Here is a 20,527-nt window from a genome sequence, read left to right as displayed (position 1 = left end):
AACTTAATAAATGAAAAAGTTAATTTTAGTTTTTATGTTTTTTTCGATTGTGTCATATGCGCAGCAAGATGCGCAGTACACACAATACATGTACAACACAATCGAAGTCAATCCAGCGTATGCAGGTTCAAGAGGAGCTTTAAGCGTTTTTGGTTTATATCGTACACAATGGATTGGACTTGATGGAGCGCCAGAAACGAGCACATTTTCTGTTAATACACCTTTAAAAAATAGCGATTTAGGACTTGGAGTTTCTTTGGTAAATGATAAAATCGGACCAACGGTAGAAAATACGCTATCAGCAGATTTGTCTTATACAATTCCGACTTCAGAATCATGGAATTTATCTTTTGGTATAAAAGGAACAGCCAATCTTTTCAATATCGATATTAATAAATTGAGTTATGAAGATCAAGACGATCCGCAATTTCAGAATCTAAAAAATAAATTTTCACCAAACGTTGGAGCGGGAATTTATTATCATTCAGACAGAGCTTACATCGGATTATCGGTTCCTAATTTTATAGAAACAAATCGTTATGATTCAGAGGATGTGGCTATTTTCAAAGAGAAAATCAATTACTATTTAATAGCAGGTTATGTATTTAATCTGGATCGTTTAGAATACATCAAATTCAAACCAGCTTTAATGGCCAAAATGGTAGAAGGAGCGCCTTTGCAAGTTGACGTTTCTGGAAATTTCATGTTCAACGACAAATTCGTTTTAGGACTTGCTTACCGTTGGAGCGCCTCTGTGAGTGCAATGGCAGGATTTCAAGTTACAAAAGGAATGTATATAGGTTATGGTTACGACCATGAAACGACACAATTAAGAAAATACAATTCTGGATCTCACGAGATTTTCTTAAGATTCGAATTCTTTAATAATTTCAATAAAATGATATCCCCAAGATTCTTTTAATACAACCTATGAAAGCTATAAAATTAATTTTGATCTTTTTACTGTCTAGTTTTATTTCAAATGTGAATGCACAAAACCCATTCACAAACATGAACATAAAATATGCAGATAAAAAATACGAAGAGTACGCTTACGCGGATGCAATAAAAGTTTACGAGAGTTTGGTAACTGAGCAGACTACCGACCAAGGAATAATTCAGCGTTTGGCAAATTCATATTATTTTAATGGAGAATTAAAAAGCGCATTAAAATGGTACGAACAGTTATTTGTAATAAATGAAAACCAAGATGCTGAATATTTATACCGATATGCGCAATCATTAAAATCAGCAGGAGATTATCGCAAGTCTGATGAGATTTTGCAGAAATTCAATCAAAAGGCAACTGCAGAAAAAAGAGCAGATTTAATCAGAAGTGATAAAAACTATTTGGAAGAAATTAAAGAAAACTCAGGCCGATTTCAAATTGCTGATGCCGGAGTTAATTCTAGATATTCAGATTACGGAAGCGTTGTTTACAACAATAAAATTATTTTTACTTCTGCGCGCGATACGGGCGGAGTTGTTAAAGCCAATTTTCAATGGACAAACAGATCGTTTTCTAGATTGTATACAGCCGATTTAATGCCAGATGGAAGTGTTGGAAAGCCGGAACTTTTAGTAAAAAGAAAAAAAGACAATTTTAATGAGTCAAGTCCGATTTTTACAAAAGACGGACGCACCATGTATTTTACCCGAAATAATTTTACCGATGGTAAAAGAAGAAGTAACGACAAAAACGTAACACTTTTAAAACTATACAAAGCTGAGCTTATCGATAATATATGGCAGAATGTAAAAGAACTTCCGTTCAATAGCGACCAATATAGTACGGCACATCCAGCTTTAAGTGTTGACGAAAAAACATTATACTTTGCATCAGATATGCCAGGAACGTTCGGTCAGTCTGATATTTACAAAGTTGTAATCAATCAAGACGGAACTTTTGGGACACCGGAAAATCTAGGATCAGCAATCAATACAGAAGGAAGAGAAACTTTTCCTTTTATTTCGGGAGATAACGAATTATATTTTGCTACAGACGGACGTCCAGGTTTAGGTGGATTAGACATTTTTGCTTCTCGTATTAAAGCTAACGGAACTTATGATGATGTTCTAAATGTTGGAGAACCTGTAAATGGTAAACAAGACGATTTTGCCTTCAGTATTAACAGTAAAAGCAGAAGCGGTTACTTTTCTTCAAACAGAGAAAACGGACTAGGTTTAGATGATATTTACAGATTTACAGAAACTAGAAGATTAATCTGTGAACAAAATTTATCTGGAACAGTTACAGATGCAGAAACAAATGAGATATTAGCCAATACTTCTCTGACTTTGTTTAATGAAAAATTTGATCCAGTTGGAACAATTACTACAGACGAAAAAGGGAACTACATTTTTCCTGACTTAAGATGTGGTAAAAAATACACCATTAGAACGGCTAAAAACGATTATAATGCCAAAGAAGTTGTGGTAACAATTCTTAAAGAAAAAGGAGAAACAACTCAACTTATCGCATTAAATAAAGTGTTTAAGCCTCTTGTGGCAAAAACTGTAGCCATTAAAAAAACGACAATCAGTCCAGTAAAAGTGGGTTCTATAAGAGTAGGAGTAGATATTGCAAAACTGTTAAATCTGCCTATGAATTTCTTTGATTTAGGTAAAGCAACAATCAAGAAAACATCAGAACCACAGTTGATGAAAGTGGTGAATCTTTTAAATGAATATCCAACCATGAAATTAGATATTCGTTCGCATACCGACAGCCGTTCTTCTTCAGAAAGCAATCAGATTCTTTCAGAAAAAAGAGCACAATCAACCAAAAACTGGTTAGTTCAAAAAGGAATCAGCGAAGATAGATTAAGTGCCAAAGGTTATGGAGAAACGCAATTAGTAAACAAATGTGCAGACGGAGTAAAATGTACAGAAAAACAGCACATGCAAAATAGACGAAGCGAGTTTATTATTGTATCACTGTAAAACATCTTCTTTATAAATTATAAAACCCCTTTTCTAAATTTTAGAAAAGGGGTTTTTTTAGTTATAAAGTATTTTTTAAATTACAGAGTAACGAAATACTTATAGTTAAAAAATCTAATTTTTATCAAAAAAGCATTCCAAACGATTTTGTTTTTTACACTATAATTTTGAAAATATAAATTTTGATGTATTATGTTTAAAATGAATTGATTATGTTTTAAAAAATCGATTTCGTTGCCAATTGTGTTGGTTTTTGTTTTAACTTTATAAATCTAAAAATTTTTCATTATGACTGTAGATCAAATACTTAAAGCAAAAGGAAGAAATGTTTATTCTATTTTCTCCAATTTAACGGTTTATGATGCGTTAAAAGTTATGGGAGAAAAAAACATTGGGGCAATTTTAGTTATGGATGATAATATTTTAAAAGGAATATTATCGGAGAGAGATTATGCTCGAAAAATTGTACTGAAAGATAAATCTTCAAAAGAAACTTTTGTTCATGAGATTATGGAAAGTCATGTTTTTACAGTAAAACTTTCAGATAATCTTGAAGATTGTATGGAACTTATGAGCGAAAAAAGAATAAGACACCTCCCTGTTTTAGAAGACGGAAATGTGGTTGGAGTCATTTCAATCAGTGATGTAGTGAAGGCAATTATAGAAATTCAGAAAGACACAATTAACCATTTGAATTCTTATATTTCTCAATAAAGCACACCTAAAAACGATAAAAATTCAAACGAGTCCAATTTCTATTGGACTTTTTTTATTTATTCGAATAGATTTTAGGAAAAGAAAATGCTAAAAAGACGCCATTTTAAAACAAGACTTATATCTTTGTAAGCTAGAATAAAAGCTAAAAACAATGAACAAAGAGAGTAAAAGAAGAGAAGCGTTACTGTATCACGCAGAGCCAACTCCAGGAAAAATTCAGGTAGTTCCAACAAAAAAATATGCAACCCAAAGAGACTTATCATTGGCTTATTCGCCAGGAGTTGCAGAACCATGTTTAGAAATCGCAGCAAACAAAGAAGATGTTTATAAATATACAGCAAAAGGAAATTTAGTAGCCGTAATTTCAAACGGTACAGCTGTTTTAGGTCTTGGAAATATTGGTCCAGAAGCAGGAAAACCTGTAATGGAAGGAAAAGGTTTATTGTTTAAAATTTTCTCAGATATTGATGTTTTTGATATCGAAATTGATACAGAAAATGTTGAAGAATTCATTCAGACTGTAAAAAATATTGCTCCAACTTTTGGAGGTATCAATCTAGAAGATATCAAAGCTCCAGAATCTTTTGAAATCGAAAGAAGATTGATCGAAGAATTGGATATTCCAGTAATGCACGACGATCAGCACGGAACGGCAATTATCTCTTCTGCAGCTTTAATCAATGCACTTGAATTGGCAGGAAAAAAGGCAGAAGATGTAAAAATGGTAGTTTCTGGTGCAGGATCTGCTGCTATTGCTTGTACAGATTTATATGTTTCGCTTGGAGTAAAAGTAGAGAACATTTTAATGTACAACAGTAAAGGACTTTTAACAAAAGACAATCCGTCTTTATCAGATTTACAGTTAAAGTATGCTATTGATGGTACTAAAATTCCTTTAGACGAAGCCGTAAAAGGTGCTGATGTTTTCATCGGATTATCTTCTGGAGACATTCTTTCGCCAGAAATGTTATTGACAATGGCAAATAATCCTATTGTTTTTGCAATGGCAAATCCAAATCCGGAAATCGACTATAATTTGGCTGTAGAAACTCGTAAAGATGTTATTATGGCTACGGGACGTTCAGATTTTCCTAATCAGGTAAATAACGTATTAGGTTTCCCTTATATCTTTAGAGGAGCGCTAGACGTAAGAGCGACAAAAATAAACGAAGAAATGAAAATGGCGGCTGTAAAAGCTTTAGCTATTTTGGCAAAAGAACCAGTTCCAGAGCAAGTAAACGTAGCTTACGGTGCAACAAAACTAGGTTTTGGCCAAGAATATATCATTCCTAAGCCATTCGACCCTAGATTGATTACGGTTGTAGCGCCTGCAGTTGCAAGAGCAGCAATGGAATCTGGAGTAGCAAAAAATCCTATTACAGATTGGGCAGCTTACGAAGATGTGTTGCGCGAACGTATGGGTAACGATAACAAAATGGTGCGTTTGATTACAAACCGTGCTAAGTTAGATCCAAAAAGAATTGTTTTTGCAGAAGCAGATCAATTAAACGTTTTAAAAGCAGCTCAAATTGTTTACGAAGACGGAATCGGATTCCCAATTTTGTTAGGAAACAAAGAAGTGATTTTAGAATTGAAACAAGAATTAGGTTTTGATGCTGATCTTGAAATCATTGATCCTAAAACAGATGAAGAAGCAGAAAGACGTAATAGATTTGCTAAATCATTTTGGGAAGCAAGAGGAAGAAGAGGTGTTTCTAAACTAGATGCAGAAAAATTCATGCGCGAAAGAAACTACTTTGCAGCAATGATGGTTAATGAAGGAGAGGCAGATGCATTGGTAACAGGGCACTCTAGAAGTTATCCTTCTGTTGTAAAACCAATGATGCAGTTGATTCCAAAAGCTCAAAACGCTTCACTTATTGCTACTGCAAACATGATGCTTACATCTCGCGGACCAATGTTCTTGTCAGATACTGCAATTAACATTAATCCATCTGCTCAAGATTTGATTAACATTGCTATTATGACGGCAAAAACAGCAAAAATGTTCGGAATTGAGCCAGTTATCGCAATGGTTTCGTTTTCAAACTTTGGTTCTTCAACTAGCGAAAGCGCTTCAAAAGTTAGAGAAGCTGTTGCTTATTTACACAAAAATCACCCAGAGTTAATTGTTGATGGAGAAATTCAAGCAGATTTTGCTTTAAATCCAGAAATGCTTCAGGAGAAATTCCCATTTTCTAAATTAGCAGGAAAAAAAGTAAATACATTGGTTTTCCCTAATTTAGAATCAGCAAATATTACTTATAAATTGTTGAAAGAATTGTATAAGGTGAATTCAATTGGACCTATAATGATGGGTATGGGCAAACCAGTTCACATTTTCCAGTTAGGTGCTAGCGTTGAAGAAATGGTTAATATGGCAGCAATCGCTGTTATTGATGCACAGGAAAAAGAAAGCAAAAAGAATAAAATAACACAATAAACGTTCTTACAAGGATTGAACAAATTTGTCGTAGTTTTATGGCATTTTTGTTATATTTGATACTAATAAACTATATTTATGATAGCACAGTTGCAGGGGAGATTAGTAGAAAAGAATCCTACAGAGGTTGTAATTGATTGTGGTGGAGTTGGTTATCAGGTGAATATATCACTTCACACCTTCTCCTTAATTCCAAATTCTGAAAATATAAAATTGTATACGCATCTTCAAATTAAAGAAGATGCGCATACTTTATACGGTTTTGTTGAAAAATCAGAGCGCGAAATTTTTAGAATGCTGATTTCTGTTTCAGGAATTGGAGCCGGAATCGCAAGAACAATGCTTTCGTCAATAGAGCCAAAGCAAATTATAAATGCCATTGCATCTGGAGATGTAGGCATAATCCAGTCTATCAAAGGGATTGGGAACAAAACAGCACAAAGGGTTATACTAGATTTAAAGGAAAAAGTTGTTAAATTGTATAATATTGATGAAGTTTTTGCTGTTCAAAACAATAGAAACCGAGATGAAGCGTTATCTGCTCTAGAAGTTCTAGGTTTTGTGCGAAAAGCTTCTGAAAAAGTGGTGGACAGAATTGTAAAAGAAGATCCTGAAGCTACTGCTGAAACAATTATCAAAAAGGCTTTAAAAAGCTTATAAATTTCATTTTATATAAAAGAATTCTATGCGTAAAATTTGTATTTTGTTGCTGGTATTACTCTGCGGTAATGTTTTGCGTGCACAGGTCACACCGGCGGCCCAAGATACAACTAAAACTCAGTTTTCAGTAGGTAAGATAGAGCTCGAAGATCCTCCGAGCGTGCTTTCTGCATACAGATACGATCCTATTACAGATCGTTATATTTACACTAATTCAGTTGATGGTTTCTCTATCAATTACCCTTTAATTTTAACTCCAAAAGAATACGAAGATTTAGTTCTAAAAGAATCAAGACGAAATTATTTTAGAAAAAAATCAGATGCCATTGATGGTAAAAAAGCTGGCGCCGAAGCAGCCAAAAAAGATTTATTGCCAAGATATTACATCAACTCGAGTTTATTTGAAAGCATTTTTGGAAGTAATACCATAGATGTAAAGCCCACAGGATCAGTAGAAATGGACTTGGGTATGCGCTACACCAAACAAGACAACCCTTCATTTTCGCCAAGAAACAGATCTTCTTTAACTTTTGATTTTGATCAAAGAATCAGTATGAGTTTGATGGGGAAAATTGGAACCCGTCTTGAAGTAAATGCCAATTACGATACACAATCAACGTTTGCTTTTCAGAATTTATTTAAACTGGCTTATACACCTTCAGAAGATGATATTGTTCAGAAAGTTGAGGTGGGTAACGTTAGCATGCCATTAAATAGTACACTTATTCGTGGTGCGCAAAGTTTATTTGGTGTGAAAGCCCAATTGCAATTTGGTAAGACAACCGTTACGGGAGTTTTCTCAGAACAGAAGTCACAAACCAAAAGTATAGTCGCAGAGGGTGGCGGTACCGTACAAAACTTTGATTTATTTGCATTAGATTATGATAATGACCGACATTTCTTCTTATCACAATACTTTAGAAATAAGTACGATGCTTCTCTTAGAAATTATCCATTAATTGATAGCCGTGTTCAAGTTACGAGAATTGAAGTATGGGTAACAAATAAACAGAATAGAGTAACTACATCAAATAATAACTTAAGAAACGTTATTGCACTTCAGGATTTAGGAGAAGGACAGGTTTCTGGTGTTCCAGATAATGAAGTTGTTGTAATTACAAATCCAGCAGGATTTTTTAATAATCCTATAGATTCTCCGACCGATAATACAAATAACAAATACGATCCAGCATCAATTGGAAAAGCAGGAAGTTACCTAAATTCTAATATTCGAGAGATTGTAACAGCAAAATCTGGATTTAATAACACGAACGTAAATGAAGGAACCGATTATTCTGTTCTCGAAAATGCTAGAAAATTAACTGCAAACGAATTTACTTTTAATGCACAGTTAGGCTACATTTCGTTACAACAGCGTTTAGCCAATGACGAGATTTTAGCAGTTGCATTTGAATATACTGTTGGAGGAAAAACCTATCAAGTAGGAGAATTCGGGAGTGATGGTGTAGATGCAACTGTAGTTACAGGAAACAACAATGCCAATCAGGCAATTGTAACGCAGAGTTTGGTTTTAAAAATGCTGAAAAGTAGTTTGACAAATGTGCAAAATCCAGTTTGGAACTTGATGATGAAAAACGTTTATCAGATTCCGCAGGCTTATCAAATCAAACAAGAGGATTTTAGACTTAATATTCTTTATACGGATCCTTCGCCAATAAATTATATTACACCAGTAACAGGAAGTACTTTCCCTCCAAATCCAGGACCAGACGATAAGGTAGAGCAAACGCCTTTATTGAATGTATTTAATCTTGACCGTTTAAATTACAATAATGATCCGCAGACAGGAGGAGACGGATTCTTTGATTATGTTCCAGGAGTAACTGTTGACGTACAGAATGCACGAATTATTTTTACAACAAAAGAGCCTTTTGGTGAGCTTTTATTTAGAAAATTAAACACCAATTCAGGGGAAAGTTATAATGATCCAACTACATACAATCCAAACCAGAAGAAGTATGTATTTAGAAACATGTACAAAAATACTCAGGCAGGTGCATTGCAGGATAGTGATAAAAACAAATTCTTATTAAGAGGAAAATATAAATCTTCTGGAAGTAATGGTATTCCAATCGGTGCTTTTAACGTTCCGCAGGGATCTGTTGTTGTAACTGCTGCAGGACGTGTTTTAGTAGAAGGTATTGATTATAGTGTAGATTATCAATTAGGGAGAGTACAGATATTAGATCCTTCACTTCAAGCTTCTAATACGCCGATTGAAGTTTCATTAGAAAACAATTCAATTTTCGGTCAACAGACAAGAAGATTCATGGGCTTTAATATTGAACATAAAATTTCTGAAAAGTTTGTTGTTGGAGGTACTTTCTTAAAAATGACAGAACGTCCTTTTACTCAAAAATCAAGCTACGGACAAGAATCTGTAAATAATAGTATTTTTGGTTTCAACGGAAACTATTCAACAGAAGTTCCATTTTTGACAAGATTAGCTAATAAATTGCCAAATATAGACACAGATGTTCCTTCTAATCTTTCTATTCGCGGGGAAGTTGCATTTTTGAAACCTGATGCTCCAAAAGCAAGCGATTTTGAAGGAGAAGCTACTATTTATATAGATGATTTTGAAGGTACTCAGACTACAATCGATATGAGGTCTGCGTATGCATGGAGTTTGGCTTCAACACCATTTATCAATTCTGCTACAGATAATACTTTTAATGCAAACTCCAATACTTTAGAGTATGGTTATAAGCGAGCTAAATTATCTTGGTACACTATTGATCCAATTTTCTTTACTTCAAAACCGTCTGGAATTTCAAATGATGATTTGTCCTTAAATACGACGAGAAGAATTTACAGCAAAGAGCTTTATCCAAATACAGATATTGCACAAGGACAGATTCAGGTTATTAATACGTTAGATTTGACGTATTATCCATCAGATAGAGGACCGTATAATAATAATCCTAATTTTGGAGCTAGTAGCCCATCAAGTAATTTTGGGGGAATTATGCGTGCTTTGAACTCTACAAACTTTGAGCAAGGAAATGTCGAATACATTCAGTTTTGGGTGCTTGACCCTTATGTTGGTAATGGACAAGCTCAAGGTACTAATAGTGGAAAAATTTATTTCAATTTAGGAGAGGTTTCTGAAGATGTTCTGAAAGACGGGAGAAAACAGTATGAAAATGGTTTAGGGCCAGATCAAGTAATGGTTAATCCGCAGCCAATTTGGGGAGATGTGCCAGCGTCTCAATCATTGATTTATGCATTTGATACCAATCCAGACAATCGTAAGAATCAAGATGTTGGTTTAGACGGTTTGCCAGACGCAAAAGAAGCATCTGTTTATACCAATTATGCTGGAGAAGAAGATCCAGCTGCAGATAACTATAAGTACTTCTTAAATACAGAAGGAGGCGTTTTGGAGCGCTATAAAAAATATAATGGGACAGAAGGAAACTCTGCAGTAAGTGTTGACGATCCAAACCGTGGTTCTACAACTCTTCCAGACGTTGAAGATATTAATCGTGACAATACGATGAGTACAATCAATGCATATTATGAATATAGTATTGATGTAAGACCTGGAATGCAGGTTGGAGAAAATTATATCACAGATATTAGAGAAGTTCAAAATGTTGAACTTCCAAATGGAAGTTCAACCAATGCAAGGTGGATTCAGTTTAAAATTCCTGTTTCAAAACCTCAAAACACGATTGGGAATATTAGCGATTTTAGATCGATTCGTTTCATGCGTATGTTTATGACTGGGTTTAATGAGCAAATGACGGTTCGTTTTGGAGCTTTAGATTTGGTTAGGGGAGAATGGAGAAAGTATACAGGAACACTGGATGCAAATGATACAAACCCTGATGATGACGGAACTCAATTTGATGTTGCTGCTGTGAATATTCAAGAAAATGGTACAAAATGCCCTGTAAATTATGTTATTCCGCCGGGAGTTCAAAGAGAGCAATTGTACAATAATAATACAATCATTAACCAAAACGAGCAGTCTTTGGCGGTTCGAATAGCAGGTTCAGGATTAGAATATCAAGATTCAAGAGCAGTTTTCAAAAATGTAAGTGTTGATATGCGTCAGTACAAAAAACTGAAAATGTTCCTTCATGCAGAATCACTTCCAAATGAGACGCAGCTTTTGGATGATGAAATGATCGGATTTATTCGTTTTGGTAACGACTTTACACAGAACTTTTATCAAGTTGAGATTCCGTTAAAAATAACAAGAACAGGTGGGTCTTGTACAATTAGCGCAGATCAGGTCTGGCTTGAAGAAAATAGTATTGATTTGGCCCTGTCTTTATTGACAAGAATGAAAATCTTAGGGATGAATATCGATATTAACTCGCCAAAAAGAGATATAAACGGTATTTATTATCCAGACCGAGATCCTGATGTAGAAGGTGGTGACCAAGATGGTAAATTAACTTTAGGTATTAAAGGAAATCCAAATTTTGGTTTAGTCCGAAATCTGATGGTCGGAGTAAAAAGTGCAGCAAACCATAAAGATATTCTGGGAGAAGTTTGGTTTAATGAACTTCGTATGTCTGACTTGGAAAACAAAGGCGGTATGGCTGCGTTGCTGAATGTAGATACTAATATGGCCGATTTAATGACATTGTCTGCCTCAGGTAAAAAAAGTACAATTGGTTTTGGTTCTTTGGAGCAAGGAGCCAACGAGAGAGATCGTGAAGACATCCAGCAGTATAACATTGTAACTAATATAAATTTAGGGAAACTGCTTCCTCCAAAATGGGGTATTAATCTTCCTTTCAATTATGCAATTGGGGAAGAAGTTATCACGCCAGAATATGATCCGTTTAATCAGGATATTAAATTAGATCAGTTAATAGCAGAAACGACAGACCCAGCAGAAAAAGATAATATTAGAACGCGAGCAGTAGATTATACCAAGCGTAAAAGTATCAATTTTATTGGGGTAAGAAAGGATAGAGCGCCAGAACAAAAACCGCACGTTTATGATGTAGAAAACTTTACGTTCTCTCAATCGTATAATCAGGTAGAACGACATGATTATGAAGTTGAAAACTATGAAGATGAGCAATCTAATACTTCGGTTAACTATGCTTATACTTTTCAGCCAAAAGAAGTAGTTCCGTTTAAGCAGACCAAATTCATGAAAACAAGTGAATATTGGAAATTGTTAAGCGACTTTAATATAAACTATCTTCCTTCGAATGTTTCGTTTAATACTAATATTTTAAGACAAAGTAATCGCCAGCAGTACAGACAGGTTGATGTAGAAGGTATTGGTTTGGATCCTCTTTACAGAAGAAACTTTGCGTTTAACTATCAATATGGTTTTGGATTTAATTTGACAAAATCTTTAAAATTAAATTATACTGCGGCGTCTAATAATATTGTAAGAAACTTTTTGAATGACGACAATACTCCAAAAGAAGACTTTAATATCTGGGATGATTATTTTGATACCGGTATACCAAACCAGCATTTACAGCAATTGGTTTTAAACTATGATATTCCAATTAATAAAATTCCAATATTCAGTTTCGTAAAAGCTACTTATTCGTATACGGCAGATTACAATTGGCAAAGATCATCAACAGCACTTTCTCAGTATGTTGATGAAAATGGAACATCTTGGGATTTAGGGAATACAGTTCAGAATGCTAATTCGAATACTCTGTCTACGACATTAAATATGAATACACTGTATAAATATTTAGGTCTGACACCAGGCTCAAAACCAGCAAAAGCAACAAAACCTGCGGCACCGCCAAAACCAGGAGAGAAAATTGTAAATACAGCTAAACCTGTTACAAGCAGCAATCCTTTTTATGATGGCTTGATTGGAGTTTTGACAAGTATTAAAAACGTTCAGATTAACTATACAAAAAATAATGGTACCGTTTTACCAGGTTATATTCCAGGCGTTGGTTTCTTTGGCACATCAAAACCTTCTTTAGGATTCGTATTTGGTAGCCAAGATGATGTTCGTTTTGAAGCGGCTAAAAACGGATGGCTGACCAGCTATCAGAATTTTAACCAAAACTTTACGCAGGTAAGCAATAAACTTTTGAAAGTAACAGCAAATGTTGATTTATTGCCTGACTTAAAAATTGATTTGGCTATGGATCGTGCTTATTCTGAAAACTCATCAGAACAATATAGTGTAGACCAAAATACAGGAGAGTACATACCATTATCACCATACAGCTATGGGATGTTTTCTATTTCGACGGTATTAATTAAAACAGCATTTTCAACAAGTACGGAAACGGTTTCAGCTGCATTTGACGAGTTTAGAAGCAATCGTTTGGTTATTGCAAATCGTTTGGCAGAAGAGCACTATGGTGGAGGAGCAATTCCTAGATATGGAGATGCAAATAATCCTATTCCAGCTGAAACAGATCCTAATTATAAAATATATGTTGCAAATGAAGGATATCCTATTGGTTTCTCAAAAAGTAATCAAGCTGTCTTGCTGCCTTCCTTTATGGCGGCCTACACAGGAGGAGATGCTTCAAGTAGTTCGACAAGTATTTTTAGAAGTTTCCCTATTCCGAACTGGAATGTGAAATACAATGGTTTAATGCGTTATAAATATTTTAAAGATCATTTTAGACGTTTTTCATTACAGCATAATTATAGAGCATCTTATACAATTAGCCAGTTTAGATCTAACTTTGATTATTTAGAAAACCCAGGTGGTCAAGACGTAAATACGAACTTTTTTAATAAAACGATTATGTCTAATGTTAACTTAGTAGAGCAGTTTAGTCCGCTTCTTCGAGTTGATTTTGAGCTGAAAAATTCATTCCGTTTATTAACAGAAGTTAAAAAAGACCGTGCTTTGTCTATGAGTTTTGACAATAATTTATTGACAGAAGTTAGAGGAGTAGAGTACGTAGTAGGAGTAGGATATCGTTTTAAAGATGTAATTATTTCGTCTAGATTGGCAGATAATCCGACTGGAATTATTAAAAGTGATATCAATATAAAAGCCGATTTTTCATATCGAAATAACGAAACTCTAGTTCGCTATTTAGATTACGATAATAACCAGCTAGCAGCAGGACAGAATATATGGACGTTGAAATTGACAGCAGATTATGCTTTCAGTAAAAACTTAACAGCAATATTCTATTATGACCATTCGTTCTCGAAAGCAGTTATTTCAACTTCTTTCCCTTTAACGAATATAAGATCAGGTTTCACACTTCGTTATAATTTCGGAAATTAAATTTTAGTTTCTAAACTAGATTTTATTAGAAGATTATTACATTTGTGGCTTAAATTTTAAACAATCAATTTTCAAACACAACTATTATGAGCATACCAGCAAATTTAAAGTACACAAAAGATCACGAATGGGTTAGCATCGAAGGAGATGTTGCGACTGTAGGAATTACTCATTTTGCACAAAAAGAGTTAGGAGATATCGTGTATGTTGAGGTAGAAACTTTAGACCAGACACTAGATAAAGATGAAGTTTTTGGAACAGTTGAGGCTGTAAAAACAGTTTCTGATTTATTTTTACCATTAACAGGTGAAATCATCGCTTTTAATGATGATTTAGAAAGTGCTCCTGAAACTGTAAATTCAGATCCTTATGGAGCTGGATGGATGATTAAAATAAAAATTGCTGATGCTTCAGAAATTGATACGTTATTATCTGATCAAGCTTATAAAGATTTAATCGGTGCCTAAACAACTCTTATTAATTTGGGCAATTATCTGCTCGGGAATCATTACTTATTTTTGTCTAACAGATTCTAGTAATATACCAGCGGTTAATTTTCCGAGTATTGATAAAATTGTACATTTCTGTTTTCATTTTGGATTTACAATTTCATGGATTTTGTTTTTCAAAAAAGAACTAAAAGGAAAGGATTCGGATGAATATAAAGCGTATTTAATTTCTTTTATATTTTCTGTTTTTTTCGGAATTACAATCGAAATCCTTCAAAATGCTCTTACAGTAACAAGAAGCGCAGATGTCACAGATATTTTAGCAAATGCACTTGGAGCTTTTGTTGCAGTTTTTTCTGCAATCGGATTTAAAAAGCAAATCGATAAAATATAATTTAGAAAACCCACTTCGGTGGGTTTTTTATTACAATAAAATCAGGCACTTAAAAAGCTGTGTTTTTTCAATTTAAAATGTACTTTTGTGCTGGTTTTCTGCAACTTCAAACAAAATGAATGTAAAGCAATATTTAGACTCTACGTATTTAAAAACTGCATCGCAAGCTGGTCTTTCGGAAGCAGAAAATACTGTTGTGGTTAAAAATGCAATAGCCGAAGCAATCCAAGAAGGTTTTAAACTAATAATGATTCGTCCCGAATATGTTTCTTTGGCAAAAAAAATGATTGCAGAAGCCAATTCTGTTTTGTTAGTTGGAACCGTGATTGATTTTCCAGAGGGAAAGTCAAGTTTAGAAGACAAAATTATGGAAGCAAACGAAGCCATTGCAAATGGAGCTGACGATTTAGATTTTGTCTGTAACTATGAGGCTTTTAAAAATGGCGATCTCGATTTAGTAAAAAAAGAAATCTTAATCGGGACACAGATAGGATTGGCAAATGATAAAACAGTAAAATGGATTATCGAAGTTGCGGCTTTAACAGATAAAGAAATTATTCAGTTGTCTTCTTTAATAAAACATGTTGTAGTTTCTAATTTTAAAGAAGATGATTTTGAGTCTGTTTTTGTGAAATCGTCTACAGGTTTTTATAAAACAGAGAATGGTCTTCCAAATGGAGCAACAGTTCCAGCAATAATTATAATGCTAGAAAATGCTTCGCCACTTTCAGTAAAAGCAGCAGGAGGAGTTCGGTCATTTGAAGAAGCTGTAGAAATGATTCGTTTAGGAGTAAAACGTATAGGTACCTCGGCAGCAAAAGCAATTGCAAATGGAGAAACTTCCCCAAATCAATATTAAATAAATACCCCAATTTTAAGTGAATAAGTTTTTTTTGTCCCTTGTTTTAATTTCTTCGTTCTTTATTGTTTCTGCTCAGCAAAATGGTAATTCTTCGGTTCAACCTGGTTTCGTAGCAGAGAAATTTCCAGTTTTTCCTAACTGCGAAAATTTGGAAGGAAAAAAATTAGAAACCTGTTTTTATAAAGAAGTTCAGGATTTTGTGTTTAACAATTTTCAAATTCCTGAAAAATTAAAACAAAACAATTACAAAGGAGCAGTAAAATTACTTTTTGAAGTAAATGTCGAAGGAGAATTCAAAGTGATTTATGTTTCTGCAGAAACAGAAGAATTGTCTGAAGAGGCAAAAAGAGTATTCGGGACATTTCCAAAAATAAAACCTTCAACTTACAACGGAAAGCCAACGTATTCTAAATATACTATTTCTATTGATATACCATTAAAAAGTTCGGCACAGCTTGCAGCAGAAGCTCAGGCAGCGGCAGAAATTTTAAAACCCGCAGAGAAACCAATGACAGAATTGGATAGTATTGTATACAAAAAATACAATAATCCTGAATTTGATAGTCATTTAAATATCCCATTTTCTCACAGCTATTATGCACAGTTTGATGCAGAAATGAATCAAGTCGGGAGTAATAATCACACGGCATCTAAGCCTTATACTTACGCTGAGGTTTCAAAGTATTATAATTTAAGAGCGGTTAATGAGTCATTGCAGAAAAAAACTTCAACTTGGTTAGGAAGAAAATGGTGGAATGAAAATTTAGTTCAGATTCAAGGAGAAGACTATTGGTTTGCCTTAAATCCGATTGTGGATTTACAAATGGGTAAAGCTTCAGATCTTGATGCTTCTTATACTTACGTGAACACTAGAGCAATTAATTTTAGAGGAGGTTTGGGAAAACAAATCAACTTTACGACTACATTTTTTGAAAGTCAGGGACGATTTGCGGGATATTTTAACGATTATGCTGAATCTATTAAGCCATCAGGTGGAAATCCAGCGATAATTCCGGGGGTTGGAATTGCAAAAAGATTCAAGACAGATGCTTATGATTTCCCTTTAGCAGAAGCGAATATTACCTTCGCTCCGGGAAAAATATTTGATTTTCAATTGGGTTACGGAAGAAATTTTATAGGTGATGGTTATCGTTCTTTGTTGGAAAGCGATGGAGCAAGTCCGTACCCATACTTTAAAATCAACACTAAATTTTGGAAAATTAAATATACCAATACGTATATGTGGATGAAAGATGTTCGTCCAGAAGTAACGGCTGAAAAAACTTACGCAACAAAATTCATGGCAAATCATTATTTGAGCTGGAATGTTTCGAATAGAGTAAACTTAGGTTTTTTTGAATCTGTAGTTTGGACAAATACTAATAATAGAGGTTTTGATGCTAATTTTGTTAATCCGATTATTTTTTATCGTGCGGTAGAATTTGGATCTTCGTCTAAAAGCGGAAATGCACTTTTGGGAATTACAGGTAAATACAAATGGAATAATAGTATAAATCTGTATTCGCAATTTTTAATTGATGAATTTTCTGTTTCTGATGTTGGAGCGGGGAATCAAAGCTGGAAAAACAAATTTGGCTTTCAATTCGGAGCAAAATATTTCAATGCATTTAATGTAAAAGATCTATTGCTTCAGGTTGAGTTGAATAGCGTTCGTCCGTACGTATACTCGCACAGTGCAGTTATTACCAATTACGGGCACAACAATCAGAGTGTTGGTCATCAATGGGGAGGAAATTTTAAAGAACTTATCGCAATTGCAAGATACCACAAAGGGCGTTGGCTTGCCGATGCTAAGCTGACAGTTGGAACCAGAGGTTTAGATTTTGATACTGCAGCAGACTCTTATAACTATGGAGGGAATATTTATAAAAGTTATGACGTGAAACGTCCGTACGATACAGGTGTAAAAATTGGACAGGGAAATAAAACTAGTGTTTTTATTGCTGATGTTCAAGGAGGATATTTAATTAACCCGATGACAAACTTGAAGTTATTTGGAAGTTTGATCTACAGAAATTTTGACCCAACTCAAGAAACAGCAGTAACTTTTAAGCAAAGTACAACTTGGTTTAGTGTTGGATTACGTTCAGATATTTTTAATTGGTATTTTGATTACTAGTCTTTTTAATAAGATTTTTCGAAATAATAGTGTTAAAGAATGCTGAGATCTTAATTTGTAAAGGCTTTATTGAAAAAAATCTATTTTTATAGGTTTATATTCTACAATCTAATTTGTACATTTGCACCACTCAAAAAAAATACACAAAATACAACGGTATTGAACGCTGCAAAAAATACATTATCAATCAAATCAATATTTCTAGATTTTAAAGAGATTACTAAAGCTGGTCTGGCTATTAGTGTATTGTTTTCTTCAATCGCTGGATATTTATTAGGAGTAGATTCTGATCATCCTTTTAAATGGAGTGTTTTGGCTGTTTTGGCAGTTGGAGGTTACTGTATGGTTGGAGCTTCAAACGCTTTTAACCAAGTAATCGAAAAAGATATTGATTCTTTAATGGACCGTACTAAAAACCGTCCAGTTCCTTCAGGACGTATGTCTCCAAAAGTAGCTTTATTAGTGGCAAGTCTGCTTACTATTATTGGTATTGCACTTCTTTATACAATAAATGCGAAGTCGGCCATGTTTGCTGCGATTTCTATATTTTTATATACAAGTATTTATACGCCATTAAAAACGGTTACTTCTTTATCTGTTTTTGTTGGAGCTTTTCCTGGTGCGATTCCGTTTATGTTAGGATGGGTAGCGGCGACAGGCGAATTTGGTATTGAGGCAGGAACCTTATTTTTGATTCAATTTTTTTGGCAGTTTCCACATTTTTGGTCTATCGGATGGTTTTTGTATGAAGACTATGAGAAAGCAGGAATCTTTATGCTTCCGACAGGTAAAAAAGATAAAGGAACAGCATTGCAAATCATATTGTATACAATTTGGCTTATCATAGCGTCGTTATTACCGGTATTAGGTTTTACAGGACAATTGTTTATTTCTCCAATTGCAGCAGTTTTAGTGTTTCTGTTGGGGATTTGGATGCTTTTTTATGCAGTTCGTTTGTATAAGCTAAGAACCGCAAAAGCAGCAAGAACATTGATGCTGGTAAGCGTTTCTTATATTTCGCTTTTGCAAATTGTATTTATAGTAGATAAATTTTTAAGATAATTGTTATGGAAATGACATTGAAAACAAATGAAGAACAAGTAAGGAAATCAAAATCAGCAAAACTGATTCTGCTTTTCGCGATGGTAAGTATGACCATGATGTTTGCTGGTTTGACAAGTGCATTTGTAGTAAGTAAATCGAGAGCAGACTGGTTGAAGAATTTTGAACTTCCTTCGGCTTTCTATTGGAGTACAGCAGTAATTATTGCATGTAGCGTTACTTTTCACTTGGCAAAAAAAGCTATTCAGAAAGACAATAGAAGTGCAGTTACAGGATTGCTTCTTGGAACTTTGGCTTTAGGAATTTTATTTGTAGTATTACAATTCAAAGGATTTGGACAAATCGTTGCTGAAGGGTATTACTTTACAGGAGAAGGTAGTTCAATTACTACAACTTTTCTTTATGTGGTGACAGTTACACACTTGTTGCACTTAGCTGGCGGATTAATTTCACTTTTAATTATAATTTATAATCATTTTAAACAAAAATACAATTCGACTCAAACTCTTGGGATAGAGCTAGGTGCGATGTATTGGCACTTTTTGGATTTATTATGGGTATATTTATTTTTATTTTTATATTTCTTTAAATAAGAAAAAAACGTAAATTTGGGAACTTTTTAACGAATATCTTTTATGGGAGCGACAGTTACTACTGCAAACAACGACGAAAAAACTTGGGGAGGCGGTCACAATGAGCCTTTAGGAGCAAGTTATGGTAAAATGATGATGTGGTTTTTTATCGTATCAGATGCCTTAACATTCTCTGGATTTCTAGGAGCTTATGGTTTTTCTAGATTTAAATTTATTGAAACTTGGCCTTTGGCTGATGAAGTGTTCACTCACTTCCCATTTATGCATGGTGTTGCGGCTCCAATGTATTATGTAGCATTAATGACTTTTATTTTGATCTTTTCTTCTGTAACAATGGTATTAGCTGTTGATGCAGGACACCAATTGAAAAAGACAAAAGTTGCTATTTACATGTTCTTAACTATTATTGGAGGTTTAATCTTCGTTGGTTCTCAAGCTTGGGAATGGAAAAACTTCATTAAAGGAGAATATGGTGCAGTTGAAACAGTTGGAGGAAGTTTACTTCAATTTGTGGATAAAGATGGTAAAAGAGTAGCTTTAGCTGATTTTGCTGTTAAATTGCCAGAACAAAGAGAAGCTTTAACAAGAAGCCATTCAACTTGGTTCATGGAAGATGCACAATCTCTTCCAACTTATACAGTTGCTGAAGTTCAGGCTGGTTTTAAAGCTCATCCTGAAATTTTAATCAGAACAGAAAAACTTACAGATAAAAAGAAAAAGACAGTTTTGTCAAGAGAAGAATCTGAAAAACATTTAGCTAGCGCTAAATATGTAGTAGAAGGTGCTAACTTGATCAGAAACGAGTACGGTAACAAATTATTTGCTGATTTCTTCTTCTTTATTACAGGTTTCCACGGATTCCACGTATTCTCTGGAGTTATTATCAATATCATCATTTTCTTTAATGTATTATTAGGTACTTACGAGAAAAGAAGAAGCTACGAAATGGTTGAAAAAGTTGGTTTATACTGGCACTTCGTAGATTTAGTTTGGGTATTTGTATTTACAGTATTCTACCTAGTTTAATCTTTTAGAA

At 34.1% G+C, this 20,527-nt stretch carries 13 protein-coding genes; all 13 read left to right on the top strand.

What is annotated here, in order from left to right:
* Positions 1-10: 10 nt before the first annotated feature.
* The 13 genes from JI750_RS01870 to JI750_RS01810 all read left to right on the top strand — a co-directional run bounded on the left by JI750_RS01870 (position 11) and on the right by JI750_RS01810 (position 20,517).
* Entirely contained in the window at positions 11-922 is a 912-nt protein-coding gene (locus JI750_RS01870) for a PorP/SprF family type IX secretion system membrane protein (protein WP_201998596.1), read from the top strand.
* Positions 923-930: 8 nt separating this feature from the next.
* Positions 931-2,943 (top strand): OmpA family protein, encoded by a 2,013-nt coding sequence (locus JI750_RS01865; protein WP_201998594.1) that lies wholly within the window; start codon positions 931-933, stop codon positions 2,941-2,943.
* 288 nt (positions 2,944-3,231) lie between these two features.
* Complete coding sequence (locus JI750_RS01860) at positions 3,232-3,657, top strand: CBS domain-containing protein (RefSeq protein ID WP_111364849.1); 426 nt, start codon at positions 3,232-3,234, stop codon at positions 3,655-3,657.
* A 154-nt stretch (positions 3,658-3,811) separates the two neighbouring features.
* Positions 3,812-6,103 (top strand): NADP-dependent malic enzyme, encoded by a 2,292-nt coding sequence (locus tag JI750_RS01855; protein ID WP_201998593.1) that lies wholly within the window; start codon positions 3,812-3,814, stop codon positions 6,101-6,103.
* A 78-nt stretch (positions 6,104-6,181) separates the two neighbouring features.
* Entirely contained in the window at positions 6,182-6,763 is a 582-nt protein-coding gene (gene ruvA / locus JI750_RS01850; protein ID WP_111364852.1) for a Holliday junction branch migration protein RuvA, read from the top strand.
* A 25-nt stretch (positions 6,764-6,788) separates the two neighbouring features.
* Positions 6,789-13,991 (top strand): T9SS outer membrane translocon Sov/SprA, encoded by a 7,203-nt coding sequence (gene sov / locus JI750_RS01845; RefSeq protein WP_201998592.1) that lies wholly within the window; start codon positions 6,789-6,791, stop codon positions 13,989-13,991.
* 86 nt (positions 13,992-14,077) lie between these two features.
* The gene (gcvH, locus tag JI750_RS01840; RefSeq protein ID WP_201998591.1) at positions 14,078-14,458 is read left to right on the top strand and encodes a glycine cleavage system protein GcvH; all 381 of its coding nucleotides are present in this window, start codon (positions 14,078-14,080) and stop codon (positions 14,456-14,458) included.
* The gene (locus JI750_RS21975; protein WP_201998590.1) at positions 14,451-14,834 is read left to right on the top strand and encodes a VanZ family protein; all 384 of its coding nucleotides are present in this window, start codon (positions 14,451-14,453) and stop codon (positions 14,832-14,834) included. Before gcvH ends, JI750_RS21975 begins: the two co-directional genes overlap by 8 nt.
* 115 nt (positions 14,835-14,949) lie before the next feature.
* The gene (gene deoC / locus JI750_RS01830) at positions 14,950-15,693 is read left to right on the top strand and encodes a deoxyribose-phosphate aldolase (RefSeq protein ID WP_201998589.1); all 744 of its coding nucleotides are present in this window, start codon (positions 14,950-14,952) and stop codon (positions 15,691-15,693) included.
* Between the two features lie 19 nt (positions 15,694-15,712).
* Positions 15,713-17,836, top strand: coding sequence for a gliding motility outer membrane protein RemB (locus JI750_RS01825; protein WP_201998588.1), 2,124 nt, complete (start codon positions 15,713-15,715; stop codon positions 17,834-17,836).
* A 159-nt stretch (positions 17,837-17,995) separates the two neighbouring features.
* On the top strand, positions 17,996-18,898 hold the full coding sequence (cyoE, locus tag JI750_RS01820) for a heme o synthase (RefSeq protein WP_201998587.1): 903 nt from the start codon (positions 17,996-17,998) through the stop codon (positions 18,896-18,898).
* 5 nt (positions 18,899-18,903) lie between these two features.
* Positions 18,904-19,491, top strand: coding sequence for a cytochrome c oxidase subunit 3 (locus JI750_RS01815; RefSeq protein ID WP_177210935.1), 588 nt, complete (start codon positions 18,904-18,906; stop codon positions 19,489-19,491).
* 42 nt (positions 19,492-19,533) lie between these two features.
* Positions 19,534-20,517, top strand: a complete 984-nt coding sequence (locus JI750_RS01810; RefSeq protein WP_201998585.1) for a cytochrome c oxidase subunit 3 — start codon at positions 19,534-19,536, stop codon at positions 20,515-20,517.
* The last annotated feature ends 10 nt before the right edge of the window (positions 20,518-20,527 follow it).

The organism is Flavobacterium tagetis (genome assembly GCF_016735615.1).
GTDB lineage: Bacteria > Bacteroidota > Bacteroidia > Flavobacteriales > Flavobacteriaceae > Flavobacterium > Flavobacterium tagetis.
This window is presented reverse-complemented; position numbering and strand designations above follow the sequence as displayed.

Excerpts from the sequence above, each read along its gene's own strand:
- ruvA (WP_111364852.1), top strand. The coding sequence starts at position 6,182 with ATGATAGCACAGTTGCAGGGGAGATTAGTAGAAAAGAATCCTACAGAG.
- JI750_RS01815 (WP_177210935.1), top strand. The coding sequence starts at position 18,904 with ATGGAAATGACATTGAAAACAAATGAAGAACAAGTAAGGAAATCAAAA.
- gcvH (WP_201998591.1), top strand. The coding sequence starts at position 14,078 with ATGAGCATACCAGCAAATTTAAAGTACACAAAAGATCACGAATGGGTT.
- JI750_RS01860 (WP_111364849.1), top strand. The coding sequence starts at position 3,232 with ATGACTGTAGATCAAATACTTAAAGCAAAAGGAAGAAATGTTTATTCT.
- JI750_RS01870 (WP_201998596.1), top strand. The coding sequence starts at position 11 with ATGAAAAAGTTAATTTTAGTTTTTATGTTTTTTTCGATTGTGTCATAT.
- JI750_RS01810 (WP_201998585.1), top strand. The coding sequence starts at position 19,534 with ATGGGAGCGACAGTTACTACTGCAAACAACGACGAAAAAACTTGGGGA.
- sov (WP_201998592.1), top strand. The coding sequence starts at position 6,789 with ATGCGTAAAATTTGTATTTTGTTGCTGGTATTACTCTGCGGTAATGTT.
- JI750_RS01865 (WP_201998594.1), top strand. The coding sequence starts at position 931 with ATGAAAGCTATAAAATTAATTTTGATCTTTTTACTGTCTAGTTTTATT.
- JI750_RS01855 (WP_201998593.1), top strand. The coding sequence starts at position 3,812 with ATGAACAAAGAGAGTAAAAGAAGAGAAGCGTTACTGTATCACGCAGAG.
- deoC (WP_201998589.1), top strand. The coding sequence starts at position 14,950 with ATGAATGTAAAGCAATATTTAGACTCTACGTATTTAAAAACTGCATCG.